General features: G+C 67.8%; 31 protein-coding genes, 1 tRNA gene and 5 pseudogenes. 10 read left to right on the top strand and 27 right to left on the bottom strand.

What is annotated here, in order from left to right:
* Window positions 1-171: 171 nt before the first annotated feature.
* From KAE78_RS12150 to KAE78_RS12120, 9 genes and pseudogenes are all read left to right on the top strand, one after another.
* On the top strand, window positions 172-738 hold the full coding sequence (locus KAE78_RS12150; RefSeq protein WP_223171015.1) for an SGNH/GDSL hydrolase family protein: 567 nt from the start codon (window positions 172-174) through the stop codon (window positions 736-738).
* Between the two features lie 152 nt (window positions 739-890).
* Window positions 891-963 (top strand) — tRNA-Arg (locus KAE78_RS12145).
* Window positions 964-1051: 88 nt separating this feature from the next.
* On the top strand, window positions 1052-1273 hold the full coding sequence (locus tag KAE78_RS12140) for a hypothetical protein (RefSeq protein ID WP_223171014.1): 222 nt from the start codon (window positions 1052-1054) through the stop codon (window positions 1271-1273).
* A 134-nt stretch (window positions 1274-1407) separates the two neighbouring features.
* Window positions 1408-1872: pseudogene (locus KAE78_RS19865) on the top strand (tyrosine-type recombinase/integrase); the annotation flags it as partial.
* Window positions 1815-2129, top strand: a pseudogene (locus tag KAE78_RS17880) (tyrosine-type recombinase/integrase); the annotation flags it as partial. The pseudogenes KAE78_RS19865 and KAE78_RS17880, both read left to right, overlap by 58 nt.
* Window positions 2130-2138: 9 nt before the next feature.
* On the top strand, window positions 2139-2336 hold the full coding sequence (locus KAE78_RS17875) for a hypothetical protein (RefSeq protein WP_262927877.1): 198 nt from the start codon (window positions 2139-2141) through the stop codon (window positions 2334-2336).
* Window positions 2337-2416: 80 nt separating this feature from the next.
* A complete protein-coding gene (locus KAE78_RS12130) occupies window positions 2417-3046 on the top strand; it encodes a hypothetical protein (RefSeq protein WP_223171013.1) in 630 nt (209 codons plus the stop codon).
* A 70-nt stretch (window positions 3047-3116) separates the two neighbouring features.
* Window positions 3117-3332, top strand: coding sequence for a type II toxin-antitoxin system HicA family toxin (locus KAE78_RS12125; RefSeq protein WP_223171012.1), 216 nt, complete (start codon window positions 3117-3119; stop codon window positions 3330-3332).
* Window positions 3329-3715: a hypothetical protein gene (locus KAE78_RS12120; RefSeq protein ID WP_223171011.1), complete on the top strand. Its 387-nt coding sequence runs from the start codon at window positions 3329-3331 to the stop codon at window positions 3713-3715. The genes KAE78_RS12125 and KAE78_RS12120 overlap by 4 nt, the downstream gene beginning before the upstream one ends.
* A gap of 71 nt (window positions 3716-3786) precedes the next feature.
* Here the strand turns inward: KAE78_RS12120 and KAE78_RS12115 are convergent, their stop codons facing one another.
* The 23 genes and pseudogenes from KAE78_RS12115 to KAE78_RS12010 form a co-directional block, all read right to left on the bottom strand.
* The gene (locus tag KAE78_RS12115) at window positions 3787-4101 is read right to left on the bottom strand and encodes a hypothetical protein (protein ID WP_223171010.1); all 315 of its coding nucleotides are present in this window, start codon (window positions 4099-4101) and stop codon (window positions 3787-3789) included.
* Window positions 4101-4529: a DUF2746 domain-containing protein gene (locus KAE78_RS12110; protein ID WP_223171009.1), complete on the bottom strand. Its 429-nt coding sequence runs from the start codon at window positions 4527-4529 to the stop codon at window positions 4101-4103. The genes KAE78_RS12115 and KAE78_RS12110 overlap by 1 nt, the downstream gene beginning before the upstream one ends.
* 178 nt (window positions 4530-4707) lie before the next feature.
* On the bottom strand, window positions 4708-4947 hold the full coding sequence (locus KAE78_RS12105; RefSeq protein ID WP_223171008.1) for a hypothetical protein: 240 nt from the start codon (window positions 4945-4947) through the stop codon (window positions 4708-4710).
* 38 nt (window positions 4948-4985) lie between these two features.
* A complete protein-coding gene (locus tag KAE78_RS12100; RefSeq protein WP_262927656.1) occupies window positions 4986-5543 on the bottom strand; it encodes a hypothetical protein in 558 nt (185 codons plus the stop codon).
* 431 nt (window positions 5544-5974) lie between these two features.
* Complete coding sequence (locus KAE78_RS12095; protein ID WP_223171007.1) at window positions 5975-6646, bottom strand: pyocin knob domain-containing protein; 672 nt, start codon at window positions 6644-6646, stop codon at window positions 5975-5977.
* Window positions 6643-7503 (bottom strand): hypothetical protein, encoded by an 861-nt coding sequence (locus KAE78_RS12090; protein ID WP_223171006.1) that lies wholly within the window; start codon window positions 7501-7503, stop codon window positions 6643-6645. The genes KAE78_RS12095 and KAE78_RS12090 overlap by 4 nt, the downstream gene beginning before the upstream one ends.
* A 178-nt stretch (window positions 7504-7681) precedes the next feature.
* Window positions 7682-9817 carry a hypothetical protein gene (locus tag KAE78_RS12085; protein WP_223171005.1) on the bottom strand — a complete coding sequence of 712 codons (2136 nt, stop codon included), beginning with the start codon at window positions 9815-9817 and terminating at the stop codon, window positions 7682-7684.
* Between the two features lie 100 nt (window positions 9818-9917).
* Window positions 9918-11018 carry a hypothetical protein gene (locus KAE78_RS12080; protein WP_223171004.1) on the bottom strand — a complete coding sequence of 367 codons (1101 nt, stop codon included), beginning with the start codon at window positions 11016-11018 and terminating at the stop codon, window positions 9918-9920.
* Window positions 11019-11104: 86 nt separating this feature from the next.
* Complete coding sequence (locus KAE78_RS12075) at window positions 11105-11911, bottom strand: phage tail tape measure protein (RefSeq protein WP_223171003.1); 807 nt, start codon at window positions 11909-11911, stop codon at window positions 11105-11107.
* 30 nt (window positions 11912-11941) lie between these two features.
* Window positions 11942-12265: a hypothetical protein gene (locus KAE78_RS12070; RefSeq protein ID WP_223171002.1), complete on the bottom strand. Its 324-nt coding sequence runs from the start codon at window positions 12263-12265 to the stop codon at window positions 11942-11944.
* 44 nt (window positions 12266-12309) lie between these two features.
* Complete coding sequence (locus KAE78_RS12065; RefSeq protein WP_223171001.1) at window positions 12310-12579, bottom strand: hypothetical protein; 270 nt, start codon at window positions 12577-12579, stop codon at window positions 12310-12312.
* A gap of 67 nt (window positions 12580-12646) precedes the next feature.
* On the bottom strand, window positions 12647-13237 hold the full coding sequence (locus KAE78_RS12060; protein ID WP_223171000.1) for a hypothetical protein: 591 nt from the start codon (window positions 13235-13237) through the stop codon (window positions 12647-12649).
* Between the two features lie 65 nt (window positions 13238-13302).
* A complete protein-coding gene (locus tag KAE78_RS12055) occupies window positions 13303-13734 on the bottom strand; it encodes a hypothetical protein (RefSeq protein WP_223170999.1) in 432 nt (143 codons plus the stop codon).
* Between the two features lie 3 nt (window positions 13735-13737).
* The gene (locus tag KAE78_RS12050; RefSeq protein WP_223170998.1) at window positions 13738-13986 is read right to left on the bottom strand and encodes a hypothetical protein; all 249 of its coding nucleotides are present in this window, start codon (window positions 13984-13986) and stop codon (window positions 13738-13740) included.
* Between the two features lie 4 nt (window positions 13987-13990).
* On the bottom strand, window positions 13991-14281 hold the full coding sequence (locus tag KAE78_RS12045; RefSeq protein ID WP_223170997.1) for a hypothetical protein: 291 nt from the start codon (window positions 14279-14281) through the stop codon (window positions 13991-13993).
* 47 nt (window positions 14282-14328) lie between these two features.
* Window positions 14329-14685 (bottom strand): hypothetical protein, encoded by a 357-nt coding sequence (locus KAE78_RS12040; protein ID WP_223170996.1) that lies wholly within the window; start codon window positions 14683-14685, stop codon window positions 14329-14331.
* Between the two features lie 187 nt (window positions 14686-14872).
* Complete coding sequence (locus KAE78_RS12035) at window positions 14873-15112, bottom strand: hypothetical protein (protein WP_223170995.1); 240 nt, start codon at window positions 15110-15112, stop codon at window positions 14873-14875.
* 117 nt (window positions 15113-15229) lie between these two features.
* Entirely contained in the window at window positions 15230-16552 is a 1323-nt protein-coding gene (locus tag KAE78_RS12030) for a phage major capsid protein (protein ID WP_223170994.1), read from the bottom strand.
* 26 nt (window positions 16553-16578) lie between these two features.
* Window positions 16579-17367, bottom strand: coding sequence for an HK97 family phage prohead protease (locus KAE78_RS12025; RefSeq protein WP_223170993.1), 789 nt, complete (start codon window positions 17365-17367; stop codon window positions 16579-16581).
* 910 nt (window positions 17368-18277) lie between these two features.
* A pseudogene (locus KAE78_RS17870) lies at window positions 18278-18964 on the bottom strand (phage portal protein); the annotation flags it as partial.
* Between the two features lie 5 nt (window positions 18965-18969).
* Window positions 18970-19350 (bottom strand): annotated as a pseudogene (locus KAE78_RS17865) (phage portal protein); the annotation flags it as partial.
* Window positions 19351-19363: 13 nt separating this feature from the next.
* Window positions 19364-19531 (bottom strand): hypothetical protein, encoded by a 168-nt coding sequence (locus KAE78_RS12015; protein ID WP_223170992.1) that lies wholly within the window; start codon window positions 19529-19531, stop codon window positions 19364-19366.
* A gap of 57 nt (window positions 19532-19588) precedes the next feature.
* Window positions 19589-19957 carry a hypothetical protein gene (locus tag KAE78_RS12010; protein WP_223170991.1) on the bottom strand — a complete coding sequence of 123 codons (369 nt, stop codon included), beginning with the start codon at window positions 19955-19957 and terminating at the stop codon, window positions 19589-19591.
* Between the two features lie 703 nt (window positions 19958-20660).
* On the opposite strand from KAE78_RS12010, the gene KAE78_RS12005 reads away from it, so the two are divergent.
* The gene (locus KAE78_RS12005; protein WP_223170990.1) at window positions 20661-21281 is read left to right on the top strand and encodes a hypothetical protein; all 621 of its coding nucleotides are present in this window, start codon (window positions 20661-20663) and stop codon (window positions 21279-21281) included.
* Here the strand turns inward: KAE78_RS12005 and KAE78_RS12000 are convergent.
* The 4 genes and pseudogenes from KAE78_RS12000 to KAE78_RS19860 all read right to left on the bottom strand — a co-directional run.
* Window positions 21244-21711 carry a hypothetical protein gene (locus KAE78_RS12000; protein WP_223170989.1) on the bottom strand — a complete coding sequence of 156 codons (468 nt, stop codon included), beginning with the start codon at window positions 21709-21711 and terminating at the stop codon, window positions 21244-21246. The two genes, KAE78_RS12005 and KAE78_RS12000, sit on opposite strands and share 38 nt — an antisense overlap.
* 212 nt (window positions 21712-21923) lie before the next feature.
* Window positions 21924-22082, bottom strand: coding sequence for a hypothetical protein (locus KAE78_RS11995; RefSeq protein ID WP_223170988.1), 159 nt, complete (start codon window positions 22080-22082; stop codon window positions 21924-21926).
* Complete coding sequence (locus KAE78_RS11990; RefSeq protein WP_223172524.1) at window positions 22082-22240, bottom strand: hypothetical protein; 159 nt, start codon at window positions 22238-22240, stop codon at window positions 22082-22084. The genes KAE78_RS11995 and KAE78_RS11990 overlap by 1 nt, the downstream gene beginning before the upstream one ends.
* Window positions 22241-22346: 106 nt before the next feature.
* A pseudogene (locus tag KAE78_RS19860) lies at window positions 22347-22553 on the bottom strand (hypothetical protein); the annotation flags it as partial.
* Window positions 22554-22573 lie beyond the last annotated feature (20 nt).

Here is a 22573-nt window from a genome sequence, read left to right as displayed (position 1 = left end):
GGCTCATCGCGCTGATCCTCGTGGCCGCCCTCGCCGCCGTTCTCGGCCTGTGGCGGCCGTGGGCGCCGCCCCGATCGCGTCGCCGGCGGGTGCGGGATCCGATGTCGTCTCCGTGGCCCCCGCAGCGCTCGCGCTGCCCGAGAGCCCTCGGGTCCTGGTGTTCGGCGACTCATGGACCTACGGCGCGGCCGCGAGCGCACCGACACTCGGCTACGCTGCTCTCCTCGCAGAGCTCATCGGCGGCGAGACGATCGTCGACGGCGAGCCGGCCAGCGGCTATCTGCGCGAGGGGCACTTCGGCAACACCTTCGGCGCGCGCATCGCCGCGCTCGACCCCGGACTCTCCCCGACCTCGTGATCGTCCAGGGGTCGATCAACGACCGCAGGCTCGGCACGTCCGGGTATCGAGAAGCGGTCACGGATGCCTGGGACGCGCTCTCGGCGCTCTATCCGGATGCCGCGATCGTCGTGCTCGGGCCCGCACCGCATGCGCTGCCGGTCGCGAAGGGCACGGCCCGGATCGACCGCGACCTGGGCGAGCTGGCCGCGGCACGCGGCTGGTGGTACATCTCGCCGGTCGAGCGGGAGTGGATCACGGAGGGCAACTACCTGGCGGTGATCGACGTCGACGAGGGGCGCCGGCATCCCTCCGACGACGGGCACCGGTATCTGGCCGAGCAGGTCGCGTCCGCACTCGCGGAGCTGGCTGCGCCTGCGCCTGCGGCGTCTGCCCAGTGATCTGACACGCGGGGTCGCCGCGTGAGAACAGGCGAACGCGCGGGGAACAGGAAGATATCCGGGAAACCTGCCTGTCTCCGCGTCTTCGCCTGTGCTCACGCAGCGCTTCCGGCACAGAACTCGCCCCGAACGCTGATATCGTTGACCGGTACGCCTCCGTAGCTCAGTGGATAGAGCGCCGGTTTCCGGTACCGAAGGTCGCAGGTTCGACTCCTGTCGGGGGCACACTTCACTTCTTGCCGACCCGTGAGCACCCGCCAGTTGAGCGGGAGCGGCTCGCGCAGGTCACCGAGCTCTTCCCGGCGAGCGCCTGATGGCTACGATCATCGAGCTCGGCGACGGGCGCTTCATCGCCGGCGACCCGCCCGCCGCACTCGACATCGGTGAGCACTGGTGTGAGTCGTGCGGCGGCGACGGGCTCGAGTACGACTTCGAGGGCGAGCTGACGATCTGCTTCGGCTGTCACGGGCGATGCACCGTCGATTGCGATGACACGGCATGCCCCGTGCACTCCGCGCTGCACCCTCAGTCTTGATACCCCACTGGCTGCATTCAGCCGCATGAACGACACCCACCAGGAACGCTCCGCGAGTCTGGGCGGGTCGGTCCTCGCGGCGCGCTCGTCGCGGTTCATAGCGTCGAGGAAAGCTCACCGATCAGGGGAAGACCATGAACGACGAAGATCTGCTTGCCGCCTACTCCGACTACCTGCGCGCCGGCAACCGGGCGAAACGCACCGTCAGCACCCGAGCTTCGATCCTGCGTGCATTCGCTGCACGGCAGGGCACCACACTGCTCGACGCGACGGTGTTCCACCTCCGACGCGATCAGGCCCGCGACGGCATCGCACCGTCGACCCAGGCGACAGCCCGAGCGACCTACCTCGCGTTCTACGGCTTCCTGCATGCCGAGGGCCTCCGTGCCGACAATCCCGCGCTGCGGCTCCCCGAGGTGATCGTGCCACCGCACCTTCCCCGGCCCTACACGCAGGAGCAGATCGATGCGCTGCTGTCCTCGGGCGCCTATCGGCGGACGCGGGTGATGATTCTCCTGGCCGCGTACCAGGGTCTCCGGGCATCGGAGATCGCCGCCGTGCATTCCGACGACGTCGACCTCGACGCTGGCACCCTCAAAGTCCTCGGCAAGGGCGGCCGCACCGACTATCTGCCGCTCCACGACACGATCCGCGAGATTGCCCCGACGATGGGCCCGGGTGGTGGTTCCCCGCCCGGAAGGGTCGTTCGGGGCACATCAAGGGCAGCTCGGTCAGTGACCTCCTTACCGACGCACGCAACCGTGCCGGCATCGTCGACACTTCCCTCACCGGTCACTCCCTGCGGCACGCCTTCGGCACGGAGCTCGTCCGCCGTGGAGCGAACATCCGCGCCGTCCAGGAGCTCATGCGGCACTCGTCGCTGCAGACGACGCAGCGCTACACGAAGGTGCTCGACGAGGACCGCCGTACCGCCCTCGCCGTGCTGCCGACGAGGGAGCTCCCGACGCGCTCCGGCCGCGGCACGAAGACCGCCGAGATCGTCGAGCTGCCATCCGCGGCGAGCGCAGATCAGGGGCGTCGAGGTGACAAGCTCGCTGCCTGACCACGCCCGAATGGTCGATGACCTCGAGTTCGCCCCGCTCGCTACACTGCCGGGAGACGCGACTATCGGAGGCGAGCAGCATGAAGAAGACCAACCACGTCCTGCATCTGATCCTTACGCTACTCACGGGCGGCTTGTGGCTGTTCGTGTGGATCTCGCTCGTGGTCGTGCGGAGGAAGATACCGGGTGTCAACGTGGTTCGGGTCGCTCATCGCGAACTCGGTGAGGCTGCACCGGATCGGGATCCCAACGATCTGGATTATGGGTATGCCTATGCGTGGCGCTTGCCCCAGCCTCCGCAGCTCGGCGATCGAGTGTATGTGGAGAGTGGGAGCCCTGCCGTGGTGGTCGGATTCGGGTCGAATTACCGAGGCGAGCTGGCTTCGGTAGCCCGATTCGCCTCACCAGCGGAAATCGCTGCCAGCACACAGAAGGTCAATGCCGACCGGGATACGTGGTTGAGTATGGCTCGTCGCGCCGCCGATCTGCCTACCAACGGGAGTGTGCCGAGCAATGTCCCGGACGGCTATCCCGAGGTCGCGCCGACCGATGGCGTCGCGACAGCCGGCGATGCCGACAGCTACGGCCGGATGTGGTGGCGAGCGTACAAGGCTGCCGAGGAGGCTGAATGGCCTGTCGGCGAGGTGCAGAGGTTCAGATCGATCGCTCACCGTTGGTACGCTATCCGCGACAAGGGCGGGAACGTCTGATCCGTCGGGGCGCTCAATCTTGGTGTTTAGTGACTTGACATCAATTGTGTTTAGTGGGTAAACTGCTACTATGAAGGCACGCGAAGTCATCACCAAGATCACCAGCCAGGGCGGGGAGCTGATCCGCCAGCGCGGCTCTCACCGCTTCTTCCGGATCGAAGTGAACGGCGTCGTGGCACACACCACCGTCTCCGGCAAGGATCGCGACGACATCCCCGCCGGACTGCTCAGCAAGATCGACCGCGACCTCGCACCGGCCCTCGGGAAAGGATGGACCAAGAAGTGAGCTACACCGCTATCGTCACCCGCGAAGGCGACACCTGGATCGGCGACGTCCAGGAGCTCGCCGGCGCCCACACCTTCGCCCGCAACCTCCCTGCCCTGCGCCGCAACCTCCAGGAGGTCGTAGGCCTGGTCCTCGACGCCCCGGACGACGAGACCTTCGAGATCTCCCTCCGCTTCGAGGGCGTCCCCGACGACTTCGCCGCGGCCGTCGCCCTCGGCGAGCGCCGGCATGAGCTCGAGGAGCAGCAGAAGGAGCTCGCTGACTCGACCGCGAAGGCGGCCGCTCGGCTGGCCGCTCAGGGGTGGTCGGTGCGCGACATCGCTACGGCCCTGCACATCACTCCGGGCCGCGTATCGCAGGTGGTCTCGCCGCACGCTGCGTGATCCCGGGCACGACGAAAGACCCCCGTCTCCGACCGTGAGTGGTCGGAGACGGGGGTCTCGTGTGCGAGCGGTCAGTGGCGGGGGATCTCGCCGGAGGTGCGGTGCTCGAGCGCGGTCGCGGTGGCTCTGGTCAGCAGGGCGTAGGAGGCCTGGGCGACGACGATCGCGAGGAGCACGAGGGCTGGCCAGTCCGGGATGACGTCGCCGGTGTAGATGTAGTAGAAGATCAGCACGACGGCCGTGAGCACCAGGGCGAGCACGACCGCGAGGAGCTTCTTGGCCCAGGGCTTCCAGTCCGGCGCTTGGACGAGCGCCTGCAGGTAGGGCGCGGCGAGCGCGAGCAGCACGAGCATGCCGGCGGGGATGGTGGGCAGGGTGATGTCCATCAGGACTCCTTTTGGGTGAGGTGGTTGGTCAGGCGTCCGATGTCTCGTCGGATGCCGCGGATGTCGGATTGGGTGCCGCCGAGGTCCTCGCGCAGCTGCTGGACGTCTTCGCGCAGCTGCACGGTGTCGTCGGAGCCCTTCTGCGCGGCGCGGACCGCGTGCTCGGCGATGTCGCGGACCGCGGCGATCTCGCTGCGGGTGTCGTCGAGGTCGTCGCGGAAGTTGGTGCCGTGGTCGTTCTGCACCTGGTGGCGGACTTCGCCGGTGCGCTGGAGGACGAGGCCGAGGATGGTGCCGGCCGTGCCCAGCAGCGCGACCAGGACCGCCGAGGTGGCGGTGTCGATGAGGCGGTCGCCGTGTTCGTCGCGCAGGGTGGCGACCCAGACGATGGCGGCGCCGGTCCCGAGCAGGCCGATGCCAATGATCATCCAGGTCGGGATCTTCCTGTAGCGGCGGTTGGGCATCAGGCATCACCTGCCGTGCCTGCGAGGGCGAGGAGGCAGATGATGGCGGCGGGTGCCAGCACGGCCAGGAGGGCGCTGGGGAGGCGCCCTGTGGACGGTTGGGGCCGTTTCTGGCCGTGCTGGACGTTGTGGGGCCGCATGCTCACACCTTCCGGAGGCCGGTGGTCGAGCGGTTGGTGAAGTTCCCGGCCCAGAACCAGTTGCCGTTGAACGCGCCGCGATACCAGATGTCGCTGGTGACGCCGTTTTGGGTGATCTTCTGCCCGACGCGGTAGCCGTCGAAGGTGCCGGTGACGACGCGCTTGAGCTTCTGCCGGACCGGCGCGGAGGTCCTCGGCTGAGAGCGACCGTTGACAGTCGTCGAGCCCTTGAGGGTGCGCACGGTGCGTGTGGCGGTCGTGGCCTTCGGGTTGAGGTCTTTCAGGCCGACGGTGCGGGCGCCGCCGTCGAGGCCGCCGGAGTGGAACCAGTGGCCGGAGGTGCCCTGGAACCAGACGTCGTTGCCGGCGACGCTCTCTCCACGCTTCCAGCCGACGAAGTTCCCGATGGTGCCGCGCTTGAGGGGCCGCGTCCGGCCTCGTTGATCGGCGCGGACTTGCGGTCGGGGGTGCGGCGGCGGTTCAGGGACACCGACGTCACCAGTCGCTGTGTCGGCAGGAGTGTGCCACCTCCGCCGCCGGTCGTGAGGACCTGCCTGTTGAAGGGCTCCGGGTTGATGAACACGCCCCGGGCGATGTCGAACACCTCCTGGTGCATGCAGGAGCCGGAGGTGGCTCCGGAGGTGCCCTCCTCGAGCACCTTCGTGCCGGCGCTGATGGTCTGGCCCTTTCGGACGGGTGGGGCGACGCGGCCGTGGGCGTAGGAGACCCGGTAGCGCTTGGAGCCGAACACCGACTCCACGATCGACTGGTGCCCGAAGCCATGCCCGGTTGACGGGGCGACGATCGCGTGCACGGTCCCGCCAAGAAGCGCCGGCACCGGGGTGCCCGGTGTCGTGCTGTACGAGATGTCCGTGCCGCGATGCGTGCGGCCACCGTCCCGCGGGCGCCGTAGCGCTGGCGGGCGTTCGGAGTGTAGGTGTAGTAGTCCTTCACGGATCGCATGGTGCTCCTATGGTCGGAGAGCCCGCTCGAGCGGAGCCCAGAGCGGGGATGGAGGTCAGAATTCGGGCGGTGGGGTGATCCACTGCCCGCAGGGCCGCAGAGCACCGGGTCGTCGTTGTCGGGCACCTCGATCGGGACGCCCCTGTTCATGCAGCGCGGGGTGCTGCAGACGACATCGCGGGAACCAAGCGTGCCGATCTGATTGCCGGCGTCGTCGAAGACGGGATAGACCATGTCACACCCCGATCGCCGACCAGCTCGCGGTGAGCGTCACCGCGGAGCTGGTCTCGTTGCGGATGAGGATGGTCACCCCGGATGCGGAGCGGTTGTTGTACGAGACGGAGTACAGGTGCGGATTGTTGACCTGCATGGTCGCCTGGATGTTCGGTGCCGCAGAGAACAGGCCGCCGGGAAGGTGACCGAGAAGCTGGCCGTGGTGTTGGCCGCGACCGATGCCGAGACAATGCCGTCCGCGATCGCAGGATTGGAGATCTCCAACCACCCGGTCCACGCACCGGCCGCGCTCCGTCGGCGCCGCCACTCGGTGCGCAGGGCACTGCTCGAGGTCGTGCCGGATCGGTGGGCCGTCTGCACGATCGCTCCGGCGTCGGTAGCTTCGGCGAGGACGACGAGCTCGAAGCCGGCGGGATTGTTCGCGGCGTCGCCGGCGCACCAGTGAAACCCTGGCGTGATCGCGTCGTTCAGGTCGGTGACTTCGACGAGCCGGGCGCGGCCGGCGACGTTGGCGACAGTGACGCGGCGGTGCTGCTCCACGCACAGCACCCGGTCCCCGGCACGCAGGTCCGGGATGACCGAGCGTGCCGGGGACGGCACCGGCGACCCGGCAGTGTCGAGACTGCCATCCAGGAACACGGTGAGCGGAGAGCCCGTCGCGACCGTTCCCCACCGGACTACGGGGCCGCGGTTGGCTTTCAGTTCCCTGATAGCCGCCCACAGTTCCTCGAAGACCGATGTCATAACACCTGCCTCCACTCTGCGCTGATGTCGGGAGCGAACACGAAGTCGCAGGCCATGCGCTGCACGGTCGCGAGACGCTGCACGCCGTCCTCCGGGATGAACGACACCAGGGCGTTCTGCTCCAGCTGGAGCATCGCGTGCGACACCGTCAGCCTCGAGACCGGGTCCATCAGGTCACGAAGCCGGCGAGCCGCGTACTGGTCGATGACGGTCTGCGTCTCCGCTTCCACGCCCTCGTCCGGCTCCGCGGTGATCCACCGGCCTCGCGCCTGGAAGCTGTACGGGCTAGCGGGATCCTCGTTGACCGCCACTCCCACCAAGGGAGGGTTCTCCTCGTCGCCTTCACCGATCGCGACGAAGCGGTTCGGGACGCTGGAGTGGTTCTGTTCGTGCTCCCAATCGGGGAGGTACAGGCTCGCCTCCCCGTACTCGAAGACGTGCGAGACGGGCCGGGACGCCGGATCCACGTACGGTTCGACCCGAAACTGCCCACCGCCGTCGCACCACAGTGCCCAATAGCCGGCGGACTGCAGCAGCTCGTTGATGATCGCCAACTTCGAGTTGCCGGCGTCCCAGGTCAGTGCGGAAGTGAGCACGCTGCTGCTGTCGGTGACGGCGATCCTGGTCTCCCCGGTGGAGTGGATCAGGCTCACGACGGTGGGGATGACCGGGGTGCCGGCAGGCAGGGAGAAGCGGTCTTCGACCGCGTCCTCCTGGATGACGTTCATCTTCGTCAGCAGCCCGACCTCGTAGCGGGCACCGAAGGCGGTGTGGACCGCCTTCGGCGACGACAGCAGGAAGGTGCCGACCGGCCACTCCGTGTTGCCCTGGTAGATCGCCCGCACTCGGTGCGACATCCAGTCGATGTCCTGCCGGCGGTGCAGGAACAGCTGCCCGGATCCGCCCAGGACAGACTGCGCGACGATCTCCGCGCTCCCACCGGTTACCCCGTCAAGATCCCGCAACGGATGGTCCCAGCGGTCCAGGAGCTCGAATCGCCACCTGCTCATTCCTCGGCCTCCGCCTCCGTCAGCGTCACCCCGTACTCCCACACGCCGTCCCACTCCCCGGAAGGGACGATCCGAACCTGCGCGGCAGGTTGATGGCGCTGATCGACCCGTAGATGCGATCACCGCGCGGACTGCGGAACAGGAAGACGGGATGCGACAGATGTGACAGCTCGGTCAGGTGGTCAATGCCGGCGTTGTCGACGGCCTGGTCCAGTACCGTCCCCTGGATCTGCACGATCCTCGACAACGCCTCACCGCGGTACACGACCGGCTTGGAACGTCCGGCGTACTGCTTCAGCGCCGTCTCACGGCCCACCGTGATCGTCACCTTCGGGTCGTAGGGCAGCCGCCCAGTGATCTCGAAACCGCTGCCGCCGGACAGCCAGACCGCGCTCGATCGTGCCTCGACGACGATCACCGTCTCGGCGGCCGCACCTGGTGCGGTAAACGACGTCGACCGATACCAGGTGTGCCCGTTCGACAGAGACTCCCAGTCGACGACCTCGGTGGGCTCAGTGCCCTCGGCGATGGAATGCCACTCCTCGCCGTCGAAGGACCGCTCGAGCACCACACGCACCGTCTCGGGCGCGACCTCGTCGTCCACCGGCCCGAAGGACAAGCTGACACCGCCCTGCGCCTCGTCCCACTCCCCGGCGAGCGCCGGCGCGGCGGGGGGATCGAACACGACCTGGAAGGTTGTCTCGTCCCAGTCGGACCACACGTCACCGGTGCGGCCTCGGACGCGGACCGTCCACTCGCCTTCGGTGAGGTGGCGGGGCAGGGTGAACGATGTCGCGGCGCCGACTCCGGCGCGGTACTCGATGACTTCGGAGTCCTGGAGCAGTTGCACCTGCCATTGCGTCTGCGGCCGGTCTTGCTCCTGGAACCAAGTCCAGGTGACGGGGAGGATCGCGGCGTCCCACTCGTCTTCGGGCTGGGTGATTGCGACACCGGGGCGGCTGATCACTTCGACTGTTGCGGTCGAGGACCAGTTCGACCAGTCGGGGTGCTCGCCCTTGGTGCGGACCTGCCATTCCCAGTCGCCCGCGGTGAGGGGGACGTCGCGGAAAGTCTCGTCGTCGCCGGCGAGGGTGGTCCATGCGTCGTCGGGTTCCCGGTATCGGAGCTCGTAGTCGCTCTGGTCCGACGCGTCGACAGGGTTGTGCACCCACTGGAGGCGCACGTCCATGTCGTCGGCGGCGACGCCGCCGTTGGGGGTGAGCCCGGTGGGTGGGTTTGGCGGGGCGAGCAGCTCGACGGTGGCCGAGTACGGCGAGTAGGAGCCGATCAGGGTTGATGAGCCGATCCCTCCGGACGCACGCCGGCCGCGGATGCGGTAGCGGTGCGCGATCGCCGGGTTCGGGTCTTCGTGCACCCAGGGAAGGTTCGAGACCGGCTGGGCGGAGGCGACCAGCACGCCGTCGTCCTGGATGTCGAAATGCGTCGCGTGCGTGTTCAGCGTGGACGCCGATGCGACGCGGATGCCCTCGGCGACTCGTGAGACGGCAGGGGCCAGCGGAGTGCCTGGTGTTGTGTAGACGGTGACCGGGGAGGAGTAGGCGGATACGCCGGCATCGGTGACGCCTGCCACGCGGTAGTCGACGCGCAGGTTCGCGCCGAGTCCGGACGAGTTCGTGAACGTCCCGGAGGTCGTGTTCATCGTGTAGATGGTCTGCCAGGCGCCACCGTTGATGCGCCGCTGGATGCGGCCGCGAGTGCTGGGGGAAACATGATCCCAGGTCACTCGCATGGACGTGTCGGACAGGCGTTCCACCGCCACATTGGTCGGGGTTCGTGGGATCGTCGGCAGCGGCATCGAGTAGGTGCCCTCTTGCCCGTACGAACCGCCAGGACCCCAGTCGGTGATCATGCGGATGATCGCGTTCGCGTGGGATCCATTCGAGTTGTGCGGGATACGCACACGCGCCTCGAGGTTCCACCGTTGCGCGTTCGCCCCTAGGCCGCTGGGGATGAACGGTGTCTGCGAACGAGAAGCGAACGTGCCGATCCCGTCGATCGACCCGACATGCGAACCACCGTCGTTCGACTGCGTCGCCGACGTCGCTCCCGGTCCGTTCGCGCACCGGATCCGCACGTCCACGATCGACTCGTTCGCTGCGATGTCAGCACCGATGTAGTTCGCGAACAGCTGGAACCGCACGTTCGGAGACGCACGGAGCCAGTTCAAACGCTCAGTAGTCGCGGCCACAGTGCCCCCTCAGATGACGAAGCCCCGCCAGTGACGGGGCGTAGCGGACGGGTCAGACCGACATGACGCGGGACTGCACCGGGGACGGCAGCACGTCGTCCACGACACGCTTCGCGACCGCGGTCAGCGGGGTTCCTTCGATCTCGAAGATCACCCGGTCTCCCGGCCGGATGCCGCCTGTGTCGCCATCGAGGCCTTCCTCCAATGCCCGGTTGAGCAGTCCGGTGTCCACGACGGACTCCGGCTTGCCGGCCTCGGCGAGGATCGCCGCTGTTCCGCCCGGGCGGGGCAGGATCGTGGCGCCGTCGGCGAGCCGCGGGAGGGTGCCGATCTTGAAGCTGACGGCCCCGCCGGTGATGTCCGAGAGGAAACCACCGACGGAGTTGAAGCCGCTGATGAAGCCGTTAATCCCGTCGATGATGAAGTTGATGAAGGCCTTGAATCCGGCCTTGATCCCGGACCAGATGGTCTCGAAGAAATCACCGAGCCCGCCGAAGGCGGTTTCGAATCCGGCGGCGACGTCCTTCACGATGGGGATGACGATGTTCGTGAAGAACGGCTTGATGATGGTCTTCACCAGCCACGTGATCACGTCGCCGAGAACGCGCACGATGCCGGCGACGATCTGTAGCGCGGGGACGAGAACGGCGCCGGCCAATTGCGCGACGACGGTCAGGATCGGGGCGAGGGCCTCGACCAGAGCTGAGATCAGCGGGGCGAACGCGGTCATCAGATCGACGACGACACCGACGACGATGTCGAGGATGGACGACAGCGGCGGCAGGATGGCGGCGGCGAGCTCGCTCGCGACACCGGCGACTTGGCCTAGCAGATCGGCGAGCAGCGGCAGCACGGGCTGCAGCGCCTGGAAGGCCAGCGACACGGGCGACAGTGACGTCCACAGGTCCAGCACGAGCGGGGCGAGCTCGCTCACGCTGGACAGCATCGGCCCGAAGACCTCGCCGAGATCCATACCGTCGAAGAGGTCGTTGACCCACTTCATCGCCGCGCCGAGGCTGTTGAAGACCATCGTCGCGACGGGCTCGATGGCCACCAGTGCCCGGTTCTTGAAGATCTGCCACTGCTCGGAGAAGTCGGCCGTCTCCTCGGCCACGCCGAGGATCGTGTCGCCTGTGGCGCCGGTGGACGCCATCAGATCGTCCATGTTGAGCGTGCCGGACTGGATCGCCGCGACGAACTGGGACGCTCCTCGGGTGCCGAAGATGCTGCCGGCGAGGTTTATCGCCGAGGCGGTGTCACCGGCGGCGACGAGCTCCTCGAGCTCGGCGACGACCCGGGGAAGACCTCGGCGGGCTGCTCGCCATCCTTGGACATGTTCACGAGACCGGGACCGAGGGTCGTGAGCATCTTGTTCGCGTTGAGGCCGGCCTTGTCGAGGGTGCCGATCAGCGCCGCGGTGTCCTCGAAGGTGAATCCGAGGTTCTGCACCATGGGGGCGGCGTTGGCGGTGTTGGTGGCGAGCTCGTTGATGCCGACCCCGGTCGCCTGCGACACCTGGAAGAGGGTGTCCATGGCGGATTCGACCTGCTCGCCTTCGATGCGGAAGGCGCTGAAGGCGGCCGTCGTCTTCTTGATGTCGACGTCTTCGCCGAGGATCCGGCCGGCCTCGAGGTACTGCGCCGAGACGGTCTGCAGCGTGTCGCCGGTCAACCCGAGGCGGGTGTTCAGATCGGCGACGACCGGGCCGATCTTGTCGAACTCGACCGGAACGTTGCGTCCGACGTTCTTGGCGACATCGACCAGGCCGTCGAGGGCCTCGCCCTGGGCGCCCGTCCCGATGCGGATGGTGTCGGTGACGTCGTCGAAGACGGCTCCGACCTCGTAGAGCTTCTTGAAGGTCGTGACGACCCCGGCGACGATCGCGGCGACGCCGATCGCGCCCTTGACTTTCGAGGACCAGCCGGCGCCGGCTCTCCCGCCGGCGTCCTCCGCGGCCTTCTGACCGGGCGCGAAGGCCTTCGTCACGGAGTCAGTGACGCCCTCGACCGAGGGGACGAGACGCACCCAGGCGGTTGCGAGCTCCACACCCTGCGACATCGTCTCACCCCCTCCGGGTCAGCGTCGGCCGGCGGCTTCCCACCAGTCGTCGAACTGCGACATGGGGATCGGGTCGCGCCCGAAGCGCTTCTTGACCCGCTCCCACCAGCGCTCGAAACGCCGGGGTTTGCTGCCCTTGCCGCGGCTGAGCTTGAAGCTCACGGCCTGCAGCAGATCGACGATCACTGCCAGTACCTGCTCCGACCAGGACGGCAGCGCCGCTCCCCGCCAGGACTCCGCGAAGGCGTTCCCCGGCACCTTCTGCCACCGGCGCACCAGGACGAACAGGTCACGCCAGGACAGTGCCGGGGTGCCGAGCTCGTCGAGGTGTCGGCCGATCACCAGGAGCTCGAACTCGACGGCCTCCCGATGCTCGTCTACGAGATCTAGGAGGCCGAAGATTCCCCCTGGTTCACGCGGGAGTCCTTCTGCCAGGCGGCGGCGAGCTCGGCGAAGCCCTCGAGCGTGAGCCCGTCGAGCTTGGCGAGATCCTCTTCGGGGCACAGGGCCTCGAGGAAGGTCCAGATCTGATCGCCCGCGGGTTCCTTGCGTGCCCTGCGGGCCAGCCCGGCGGGATGTGCTTGTACTTCGGGAGCGTGATCGTGTCGCCGCTGGGCAGCGTGTGGTGGAACTTCTCTTCCATGGGAACCTCTCATTCTCGGGAACCAACGGCTGCAGCGTCGCGACGGGACCGGTTCCCGGTGGCCCCGCCGCGACGGTCTATCAGTCCCCGCTGGCGGCGACGACGCCGTCGTCGAGGTAGATGTAGATGTTCTTGCCGGCGGCATCCGGGTAGGTCGTGAGCGTGACCGGCAGCGTGATCGCCTGTGAGGCGAGCAGGCTGATCTCGCCGCGGTCGGTGACCTGACCGTGCGGGACGAAGACCAGGGCGCGGCGGGTGCCGTCCTTGATCTTGAAGTACCAGGCCTTCACCGGGCGCATCTCGCCGGCGATCGCGGCGCGGGTCAGGGTGCCGGCGGAGACGGTCGCTTCGGTGACGTCGACGTTGTCCTCGCCCATGTAGTTCTTCAGCGCGGCCTCGTTGAGCTCGAGGTGCGCCCAGGCGATCGTCGAGTCGAACTCGGTGAGGATCTTGCGGATGACCTTCAGCGACCAGTCCTTGATCGACTCGGTCGACTCGGTCGGCGTGATCGTGACGCCGTCCTCGCCGACGTATCCCGAGGAGTCGAGCCCCTCGAAGGTGAAGTCATCGATGGTGTCTGGGATGACGTCCGTCTCGGGGCCGGTGAGGATCGCTCCGGTCACGGCCTGATCGGGTGCGCCGACGTAGACGTTGCTGCTGTTCACGGACATGTCTTTGCCCCTTTCAGGCACGACGGATCACCGGCACGGGCGTACCGGTGAGTGAAGCGGGGAACCTAGACCGTCGTCCTGCGGAGGTCGACGGAAACTGTGGCGGTGAACCGGAAGTGTGTGGGCACCTGTGGGTGCGGGAGGTTGCTGGGCAGGGACCCGACACGGGCGGCGTAGCATGTCACCCCGCCGAGGGAGCCGGCGCGGGCCGCGGCCTCGACGATTGCGACCATCAGCGCGCACAGGTCGCGGGCACGCTGCTCAGTGACGGCGTAGCCCTCGAGGATGAGGGTCGGGGTGTCGGTGACGAGATCCCGCCCGGCGCCGCCGGTGGTCAGCACACGGCCGAACTCGGCCGGCTTGGGGTCAGCGGTCGGGATCTTCGTCCCGAGCGCCTCAGCGGCCGACGTGACGCCGGGGAAGCCGTTTCCGGGGAGCATGGTGGACAGCTCGGCGAGCGCGGCGACCTCGACGTCGGCGGGGACCAGGAGCTCCACGGTCTACCTCCCGGCGTCGATCGATCGGGTCAGCGATCGGTCCTTGGCTTCGGCGCGCATGGCGTCGACGGTGGCGGTGCGGACGAAGACGACGGCGCGGTCGCGGTTGCTGGTGGTGTCGACCTCGAAGCCGTCGCCGGCGGCCGCGGCCATCCGGTTGCCGCGGCTGGTGAGGTCGGCGGCGACTTCGGGGGCGTTGAGGAGGGCGAGCACCCCGGGCTTGTTGATCTGGATGCGCATCTTGCCGGCCACGGTCTCACCCCTTCCACTTTGCGAGCAGCAGGATCGTGTGGGATGTCGCCGCTGTCGGTCCGGGCTGCCGGATCACGGCGCCATCGATCTTGAACTGCTCGCCGCTGACGGTGATCCGGTCATGCCGGTCGATGTCGGCGTCGAACGGGCCTCGGGCCGTCCACTGGATCAGCGCGCCGTCGCGGTTCTGCTGATCGGCGAGCGTGTTCCCCGCGTCCAGTGCCCACCCGTCCAGGTCAACTGATGTGGCGCCGGTGAAGTCCGGTTCGCGGCCTCCGCGGCCGTCGGTGACCATCACGGGTCGTTCCCGGCTGATGGTGTGGCGGGCGACGAGCCCGGAGATCACGGCAGCCTCCCGAGCTTGTATGCGGCGAGGCGGGCGTGGTCGGCAGGCTGCAGCGCACCGGAGGTGCGAGTGAAGGTCACCGAGACGGCGCCAGCCTGCTCACGGCTGATGCCGAGCGGGGAGCCGAGCGCGCCGGCGGCGAGCTCGAGGGTGAGCGTGACGAGGTCCTCGGGGATGGCCTCGTGCCCTGCGGTGAAGGTGAGGTTCACTCGCCGGCCGCACAGCGACGTCCACCCGGTGTCCGGGTCGAAATCGACGTTCGCTGGGGTGAGAGTTGTGCCGTCGATCGTGACGGAGGCGATCGCCTCGATCTGCATGGCCGGAAGCCACACGGCCTCGGAGAACGGACGCACCTTCTTGTAGGTCAGCTCTTCGACAGTCGCGATGTGCCAGCCGCAGGCGTTGCGGATCTGCCGGGTCGCGGCGTTGAGTTCGCTCTGCAGGAAGGGCGAGTGGCGGGGATGGCGCCGCCTGAGCGCTGCGCCATCTGTTCCGGTGTCGCAAACGATGTCAGTTCCAACGACATCCCCACCACCCCTCTTACTCGCTGGCGTCCGGGTCGGACGCGGCCTCGACCGAGGCATCTGCCTTCGGTGCCGTCTTCGCCGCGGGCTTGGCGGCCTTGTTGCGCGGGGTGCGCTTCGTGTTCGCCGCGGGCTTGGCGGCCTTGGCGGCAGCCGGCGTCGCGCCGAGCCTCTTCGCTTCGGCCTCGGTGAGCTTGACCGTGATGGTGTGCTCGCCGCGGCGTCCGGAGGGGATGGTGTATCGCTTCAGGCTCATGGGACTGTGCTCCTTACTGGTGATGCGTTCGTCGACGGGGATCACCGTGGTGCGCGGTCCGCAGGCCTGGTGCGGCTGACCGCAGATCTTGCACTTGGCCACGGTGACCCCGATCGATTACGCGGTCAGGTCGATCTCGACGAACGCCGTCGGGCGGGTGACACCGAACGCGAGTCGCTCCTCGCCGAGGATGGCGACGAGGTTGCGGATGAAGAAGTCCGCGTGCGAGTCGGTGGCGGTGATGGACGCCTGCTCCCGGTCCCAGATGACCGCCTTGCGGAAGTCACCGGTGAGGCCGGTGCCGGCGGGGATCGCCTCCGACTCGACGACCGGGAGTCCGTGCAGGGTCTGCACGGCGCCCGCGGTCGCCTCGTTGTTCGGGTTCTTGGCGAGGCGGGCCAGCTGGATGATCTCCCAGTCCGCCGGGTTCAGGACGTACCCGGTGGGGATCGAGCGGCCGCCGGTGCGGACCTTGGTCTTCGCCTTGAGAGTGGTCTCGATCAGCGGGTTGAGGTCTGCGACCGTCGCCGAGTAGGCCTGCGCCTGGGTGCCGGAGGTGTTCAGGATGCCGGTGAAGTTCTCACCGGATCCGTTGCCGTTGAGGATCTGGTCCTCTTCCTCCTCCGCCAGGTCGGCGCGCAGCTCGTCGTCGATCAGGCCGCGCAGCTGCTTCGCGTCGGCGAGTCCGCGCTTGGTTGCGGGGATCCACTCGGCGATCGTCTTGACGGTCGCGGTGACCTTCTCGAACGCGAGCGACCCCTCGGGCTTGTATCCGCCTCCCGGGTTCGGGACGACGGTCGAGACGAGGTCTTCGCCGTCCTCCACCGTCGCCACGGTCGGTGCGGCGGCGCTGGTGGCCTCGGGCACCGGTGCGGCGCTGGCCAGCTGCACCGTCTGGCGCACGTACTCGACCGTGTCGGACTCGGTCTGACGCACCGAGACGAGGTCGCGGATGGTCAGTGGCCGGCGTCCGAGGGGCTCGTAGATGCCGGTCTGGTCGTTCTCCACGAACGCGCCGCCGGAGGTGTCCGAGCCGCCGGTGACGAGGCCCTTGATGCCGAAGGGCGAGGACTGCACCCGCGCCTTCTCGTTGATGTGCCCGCCGCCGAACTGGGACATCAGCCCCTTGTACTCGGCGGACTCGACGAACATCTGGCCGATGCTCTTGAGCTTGGACGGCTGACGGAACGCCTTTGCCTGCGCCTCCTGCTCGGGCGTGCGCTCGAGGCCAAGATCGAAGCCGATCGCGTCGAGGCGCGCCTTGACGTCGTCGGACTCCTTGCCCTTCTCGAACTGCACCTTCAGGTCCTGATAGGCCTTCAGGTGCTTGGTGACGGCCGCGAGGTCGTCGCCCTCGATGTCGCCATCGCCGTACTTCAGTGAGATGTCGCGCGCGGCCTTGAGCTCGGCACGCATCTGCTCTTCGAGAGTCGTCGTCATGACGCTCCCCTTCCTCCCCGTGGGGACTAGATGGATTCGCTCGCGGATTCGAGAGCGATGAGCTGACGGGCGCGGGCGGACGACATGCGTGTGGGCTCCTCGGCCGCCTTGGCCCCGTCGGGGTCGTCGGCGGTCTTGGCCGGTGCGCGTTCGCTGGCCTTGCTGTCCTCGTCGGGTTCGAGAGCATCCAGCACGCGCCCGATGGACTCGTACGCGGTGCGCAGTTCGCTCTCGTTCTTGGCCGAGATCACTCGGCCGGCTTTGAGCCCAGCGGCGAGCCGGTCGGCGTGGTGCGCCGCCGACTTCACGCTGAGAAGTTCGGTTTCCTGGTTCGCGCCGATCGGCGTCGGCCCGACCTCATAGAGCTTCAGCTCGCGCAGCTCCCAGACGTACTCGTCGTCGGCGGAGGCCTTCACGACGGCGTAGTCGACGATGTCGTAGGCGAAGCTGAACTGTGTCAGCCGGCGCCCCTTCATCAGCCGGTACGCCTGCCGCGCCTTGCGTGCCTCTTCGTGCTGGTCGATCTGGCCCCTGACCCACAGGCCGCCGAGCTCCATCAGGGGCTCCGGCAGCTGCTTGTCACCAGGGGCGAGCTCTTTCGCGTCCAGGACGAGCCCGATGTTGTAGTCGGGGTCGTCCATCCGGTGCGAGTAGTAGACCGGGATCGGATTGCCTGATGCCGTCCACTCCTCGAGCGTCTTCTCGAACGCGCCCTTCATCACCCTGTCGCCGTAGCTGTCGACGTTGCCGAAGACGGAGACGATGGCCTCGAAGGTGCCATCCTCCAGACCGTCCGACTCGCCGACTGCCTTCATGAACACGGGCATCGATTTGGTGAGCATGGCTCCTCCTACTCGAAGTTGATCTCGACGTCGCAGGAACAGCCGGCGACCTCGTCGACGTCGAGCGCCCCGGTATCACCGGGCCACTTCGCGCCGTTGCTGAACACGGAATCGATGGGAACCGTTTCCCCGGCCATCTGTGCGTGCGAGGGCGTGGGTTGCCGGAGGTCACGATCCACGTCTTGGTGGCGCCGCGACTCCCGCGCACCTGCTGCACAGCCTCGACGGAGGCGAATCCCGCGAGCGTTGTCGCGAGCGTCTGTCCGCCCTGCTGGGCGCGGGCGGTCTTGGCGACCTCGAAGACGTGTCCGACCGCGTCGACGCCGTCCTCGGAGGCGAGAGCTGTGACGATCGCTGTCTGCGTGGCGGCGTTGATGCTCGTCGCCGTAGATTCGGACACCTTCCGCATCCACGCCATCGTCCGGTCGACGTCGTACTGGTCCGGGTCGATGCCGAGGCGTTCGAGCTGCTTGCGGGCGACGTCGACGGTGATCGATGAAGACAGAGCGAGCAGCGCCCCGGCGAGCTCGCGGTCCCACCGCTCACCGTCCCACCACTCGGCATCCTTCGCGCCCAGCGCGGAGCGCACGCTGCGCTCCTGCCGGGCGAAGAACTCCGACAGGACCTGCGCCGCTTTGGCGATCTGCGGTGCTGTCGCCCGCGACTTCACCTGAAGCCGCGCGGTCAGCGCCTTGGCTTCCTCGTCGAGCGGAAGTTCGCCGCCGCCGGAACCGGCGGGGACCTGGTGGGTCGGTGACGCCATACCCCCGATCAGCACATTCAGAGGGACGACCAGCTCGTCGGTGCCCTCGATGTGCGGGAGGTTCATCCGAGCTCGAGCTTCGGCGCGGCTCAGGAACGGTGCACCGACCGCGGTCTGCAGCTGCTGTACCTGCTCCTCGAACGAGCCGCGGAGCTTCTCGAGCATGTTGAACTCGACGTAGAGCTCGTCGGCGTCGTTGGGGAAGTTCGCCCGCAGGATCTGCAACACGATCTCCTGCTGCACTTCCTGCAGCGTCGGGCCGAGGGTGTCCTGATAGAGCATCTTGTGCTGCTCTTCGATGTTGCCGAAGGTGGCGTGATCGAGGATCCCGACCATCGGCGGCGGGATGAAGTACGCCGCGGCGGCTTCCTCGCGGGAGAGCTTGCGCGCCTCGATGTACTGCATGTCGGCGGCCGAGTGGCCGGCGGCGACGAAGGTCATGCCGTCCTCGAGCACCGGTGTGCCGCCGCCCTCAGTGGCGGTCTGCCCGGAGTACTGTGCCCGCCACCCCGTCGCGAATCGATCGCGGGCTGGATCTGACCAGTCCGGGGCGTCCTTGGGTCGCTGGATGTATCCGCCGATGCGGGCGCCGTTGCGCAGCGACTGCTCCCGCATCTGCCCTGCCGCGTACTCCTCGGAGAGGATGCGGCGCAGCGACTCGATCGGCGAGAGCCCGTAGCGCTCATCTTCGGGGTTGTAGCCGCGGAAGTAGACGCACTGCTCGGCGGGATGGTGGTCTTGCCGCGGTTGCCTTTGATGACGAACGCCGACGGGGAGAGCCAGTTGTCGTCGTCGCGGATCTCCCACAGTCGCGGCGGGATCCGCACGAGCATGTCGCGACCGGCGTGGCGCACCTTGACCCACAGGGCGCGATCGTAGATACCGCGGTCGGAGATCAGGTCCCGCATGAGGCGGTAGCCGGTCGTGTACGGGTTCGGCTCGCGCATCAGCACCGCGAAGGGATGATCGTGGATCCGCTTCCGGTCGCTGTCGTCGACGCGCTGGAAGGTGTGCAGGGACAGCTGCGCGATGTTCCTGGCGAGGAAGTCGACCACCGTGCGCACGGAAGGCTGCTTGCGATAGAGCGTCGCGTAGTCCTCGGACAGGTCGTCGCTGAGCCGCAGCGACGTCGGCGCCTGATACGCGGGCTTCTGGACGGAGAGGAGCTTGCCCTCGGAGACAGCGAAGACCATCGTCGCCTCCTCTCTACGGCGCCTGAACGAACAGGACCTTGGCGCGGTCGATGACGGTGTCGCCGTCGAGCTCGAGCGGCGCGGCGCCCGGCTCGTGATAGATCGCGTTCTTCAGGACGAGCAGATTGCCGGGATCGCGATAGAGGACCCCTTCGATCGACGTACCGTCGACGAGGTTCACGATCACCCGTCGCAGCAGCAGCACCTTCCGGAATGCGCCCACACGGGCCTCCCAACCTCAGACGACCATCAGGCCGTTGTTCTCGTACGCCGACCTCGATGCCGAGGCCGGGTTCGTCAGCAGCAGGCCGACAGCGGCGATGAACGCCAGCAGCGGGGCGGCATCCGCTGGGGACGCCTTCCGGTCGATCACCCATCCATCGCCGACCGCCTTGATCTGCGCGGTCGATGCGGCCACGTCGAGGACCGGCTGCGCACCGTGCGAGATTCGGACGCGTTCCCGCATCTGTTCGGGCGTTTCGCCCGCGGGCGAGTCGTCGGGCGCGGCGATGCGGAGCAGGTCGTAGACCTTCCCATGCCATCCGGCGAGCAGGTCGTCGCCCCACGCGGTCACGTCTATTCCCGCGTCTTCGAAGTCCTGCCACATTGATGAGATGGGCGCGCCGCGGCGTTGGAAGGCGACATGGTCGGGGGCGACTTTCCTGGCCGGGGACTGCAACCAGGGATCGCCCATTCGGCGCCGGCGCGCTGCGCGACGATCTCGCCACGGATCCTGCCCTCGGTGTCCCAGAACGCCAGTGCGATGTAGACCATGGTGCGGTCGTGCGACATGTCCACCCGTAGCAGGCGGGGCGGTGCGGGTCGCGGGTCACTCCCCGCTGGGCGCGGTCGGCCTTCGTGTCGAGGGTGTTCGCCCACGCCCCGTTCGGGAAGGGGCCGGCGCCGATCATGTTTACGAACTGGCACAGCACTTCGGTGCGGAACTCCCATTCCGGGTCGGACGCGGCCGCGGCGGCGATCGCGCGCTCGTCGAGCTCGGTGTAGCCCAACGAGGGGTTCGCGCGAGCCCAGCCCGCTCGGTCCCACTTGCTGACCGGCTGTCCGTCCTCGGTGCCGTCGACGGTGCCGGCCGACCACTCGAACAACCCGATGCTGTCCAGGTCGACCTGGTCGGCGATCTCGGGCGGGATGTCGTCGAGCGCCTTGCCAGTGATGTTGCCGATCGCGACGGAACGGAGGTGCCGCAGCACCACCGACGACATGTCGCCGGCGTTCGACACGCCCCATACCTGTGCACGCTTCCGGGCCAGGGTCGTCTTCGATGTCGCCGACCATGCCCGCCAGTCCTGGTGCTCGCGGAGCTCGTCGAAGATGACGAGGTCACCGCGGAAGCCACGGCCGCCGCGACGATTGGCGGTGGCGATCTTGAATCGTTCTCCGCCGTCGAGCTCGAGCAGCTCCGAGGACTTGCCGGTCTTGATCTCGGCGATCTCGTCGGACAGTTCCGGGATGGCGTCGGCGACCTTCACCGCTTCCTCCCACGCTTCCTTGGCGTGATCGAGGGAGGCGTGGGTCTCGAGGACCATTCGGGCGCCGTCTTGGAAGAGGCGCCACAGGATCAGCACGGTGAGCAGCGTGCTCTTGCCGTTCTGCCGTGCCACCAGCAACAGGACCGTGCGGAATCGGAACACACAGCCCGGCACGTCGAGCAGCTCGAGCGCGTGGATCAGCAGCCACTTCTGCCACTCCAGGGCGCGCGGCAGCAGGTCGAGATAGTCGGTGTCGTCGTTGTCGGCGCGATTCTCGGCGAGCTCCTCGAGGCGATCGCGCATCCAGTCCCAGAACTCGATGACGTCGAACCCAAGGCTCGTCTCCGGGGTGAGCTCACGCTTCGGCGGGGTGAACAGCCTCGGCGTCTGGCAGCCGTAGACCTTACGCGCGCCGCTTCGCCGGCCTCTGGAACTTGGTGACGTTGTCGCCTGACGGCGCTTCGCCTTCGCTCGACTCCCGCTCATCGTCACCCTCCGGCTTCGGCGCATGCTTCAGCGACCGCAGCTCGTATTGCAGGCGTTTGGTCGCGGTGATGCCCAGGTCGTTGAGCACCTGCGAGAGCGCGCGATGAGCCGAGAGAGCCTTCGTCGTCTCCCCCTCGTGCTCGAGGAGGTCGATGCGGCCGGCGAGAACGGTCGCCTGCGCGGTCGATGCGGAGTCGGTGCCAGTGAGCCACTTCGCCGCGGCGATCGCCTCTTTGACGGCGTCACGCATCGTCGTGGGCGCTTCTGCTTCGGCGGATGCGCGCGCGTCCGCGAGCTCGGCGTCGCGCTGCGCACGCGCTGCGGCGCGCGTGCGCCGCTTCCGTGCGGCATCGCGGGCCCTTCGCTCCTCCGGAGACATCGCCATGACGGGCCTCCGATCTGCGGACGCGGACGACTCTCTCGACGTCGAGCTAACCCTGGGTGGGGAAATCACTGCCGGCGGAGTGGCCTGGGCGTCAGGACTGCAGAGATCCGGACGCCCCTCCCTCCTCGGGTGGGACGAGCCTGCGGCCACGACGTTCTCGAAGGCAGCGACCGCGGCGGTCAGCGTCGAGCGGAGCGCGGTGGTGTCGACCTCTACGGTCGCACCGGCGACTCCTGCTCCTCCGAGCGGGCGAGGCGAACAGGGAGGGGCATGTCGATGTCGGCGTGGCCCACGTCGGTGAGCACACCGTCGACGATGCCGGCCTCGATGCGGAGGCGGAGGCGGAGCGCGATGGATCCAACGGTGGCCATCAGTTCGCCGCGCTCTTCGCGGCGGGCGTCCACTTCGCTCCCTTGTCGCCGATGTCATATCGGCCGGGCGCGGCGTGGGTGGTGAAGCTCGTCTGTGTCTCGTGGACGAGGACGGTCTTGCCCTTGAGAGGGCCGTCCTTGAGTGTGATCTTGCGCATGGTCACCAATCCTCCGTGGTCTCTCCGATGGTGGGCGTGCATCGCCGTCCTGCTTCGAGCGGTTGCACCGGCAGTGCGAGGGTTGACAGTTCGACGGGTCGAGTATCAACTCGGGGAACCCCATGGCGATGCAGCGTTTCCGACTGATCTTGTGGTCGAGTTCGAAGCTGTCGGGTTCGTTCTTCGCGCCGTCGTACTCGATCGTTGCCTGTCCGCAAATCCCACAGGCAGCGTTCCTCGCCCGCCACTCGGCTTTGAGCGTCGCGCGAAGGGCCCGGTACTCCGCTGAGTGGATGATCGCTGAGAGGCTCACAACGTGCCTCCCAACCCGAG

It is taken from the genome of Microbacterium sp. NIBRBAC000506063, from assembly GCF_017968845.1.
GTDB lineage: Bacteria > Actinomycetota > Actinomycetes > Actinomycetales > Microbacteriaceae > Microbacterium.
This window is presented reverse-complemented; position numbering and strand designations above follow the sequence as displayed.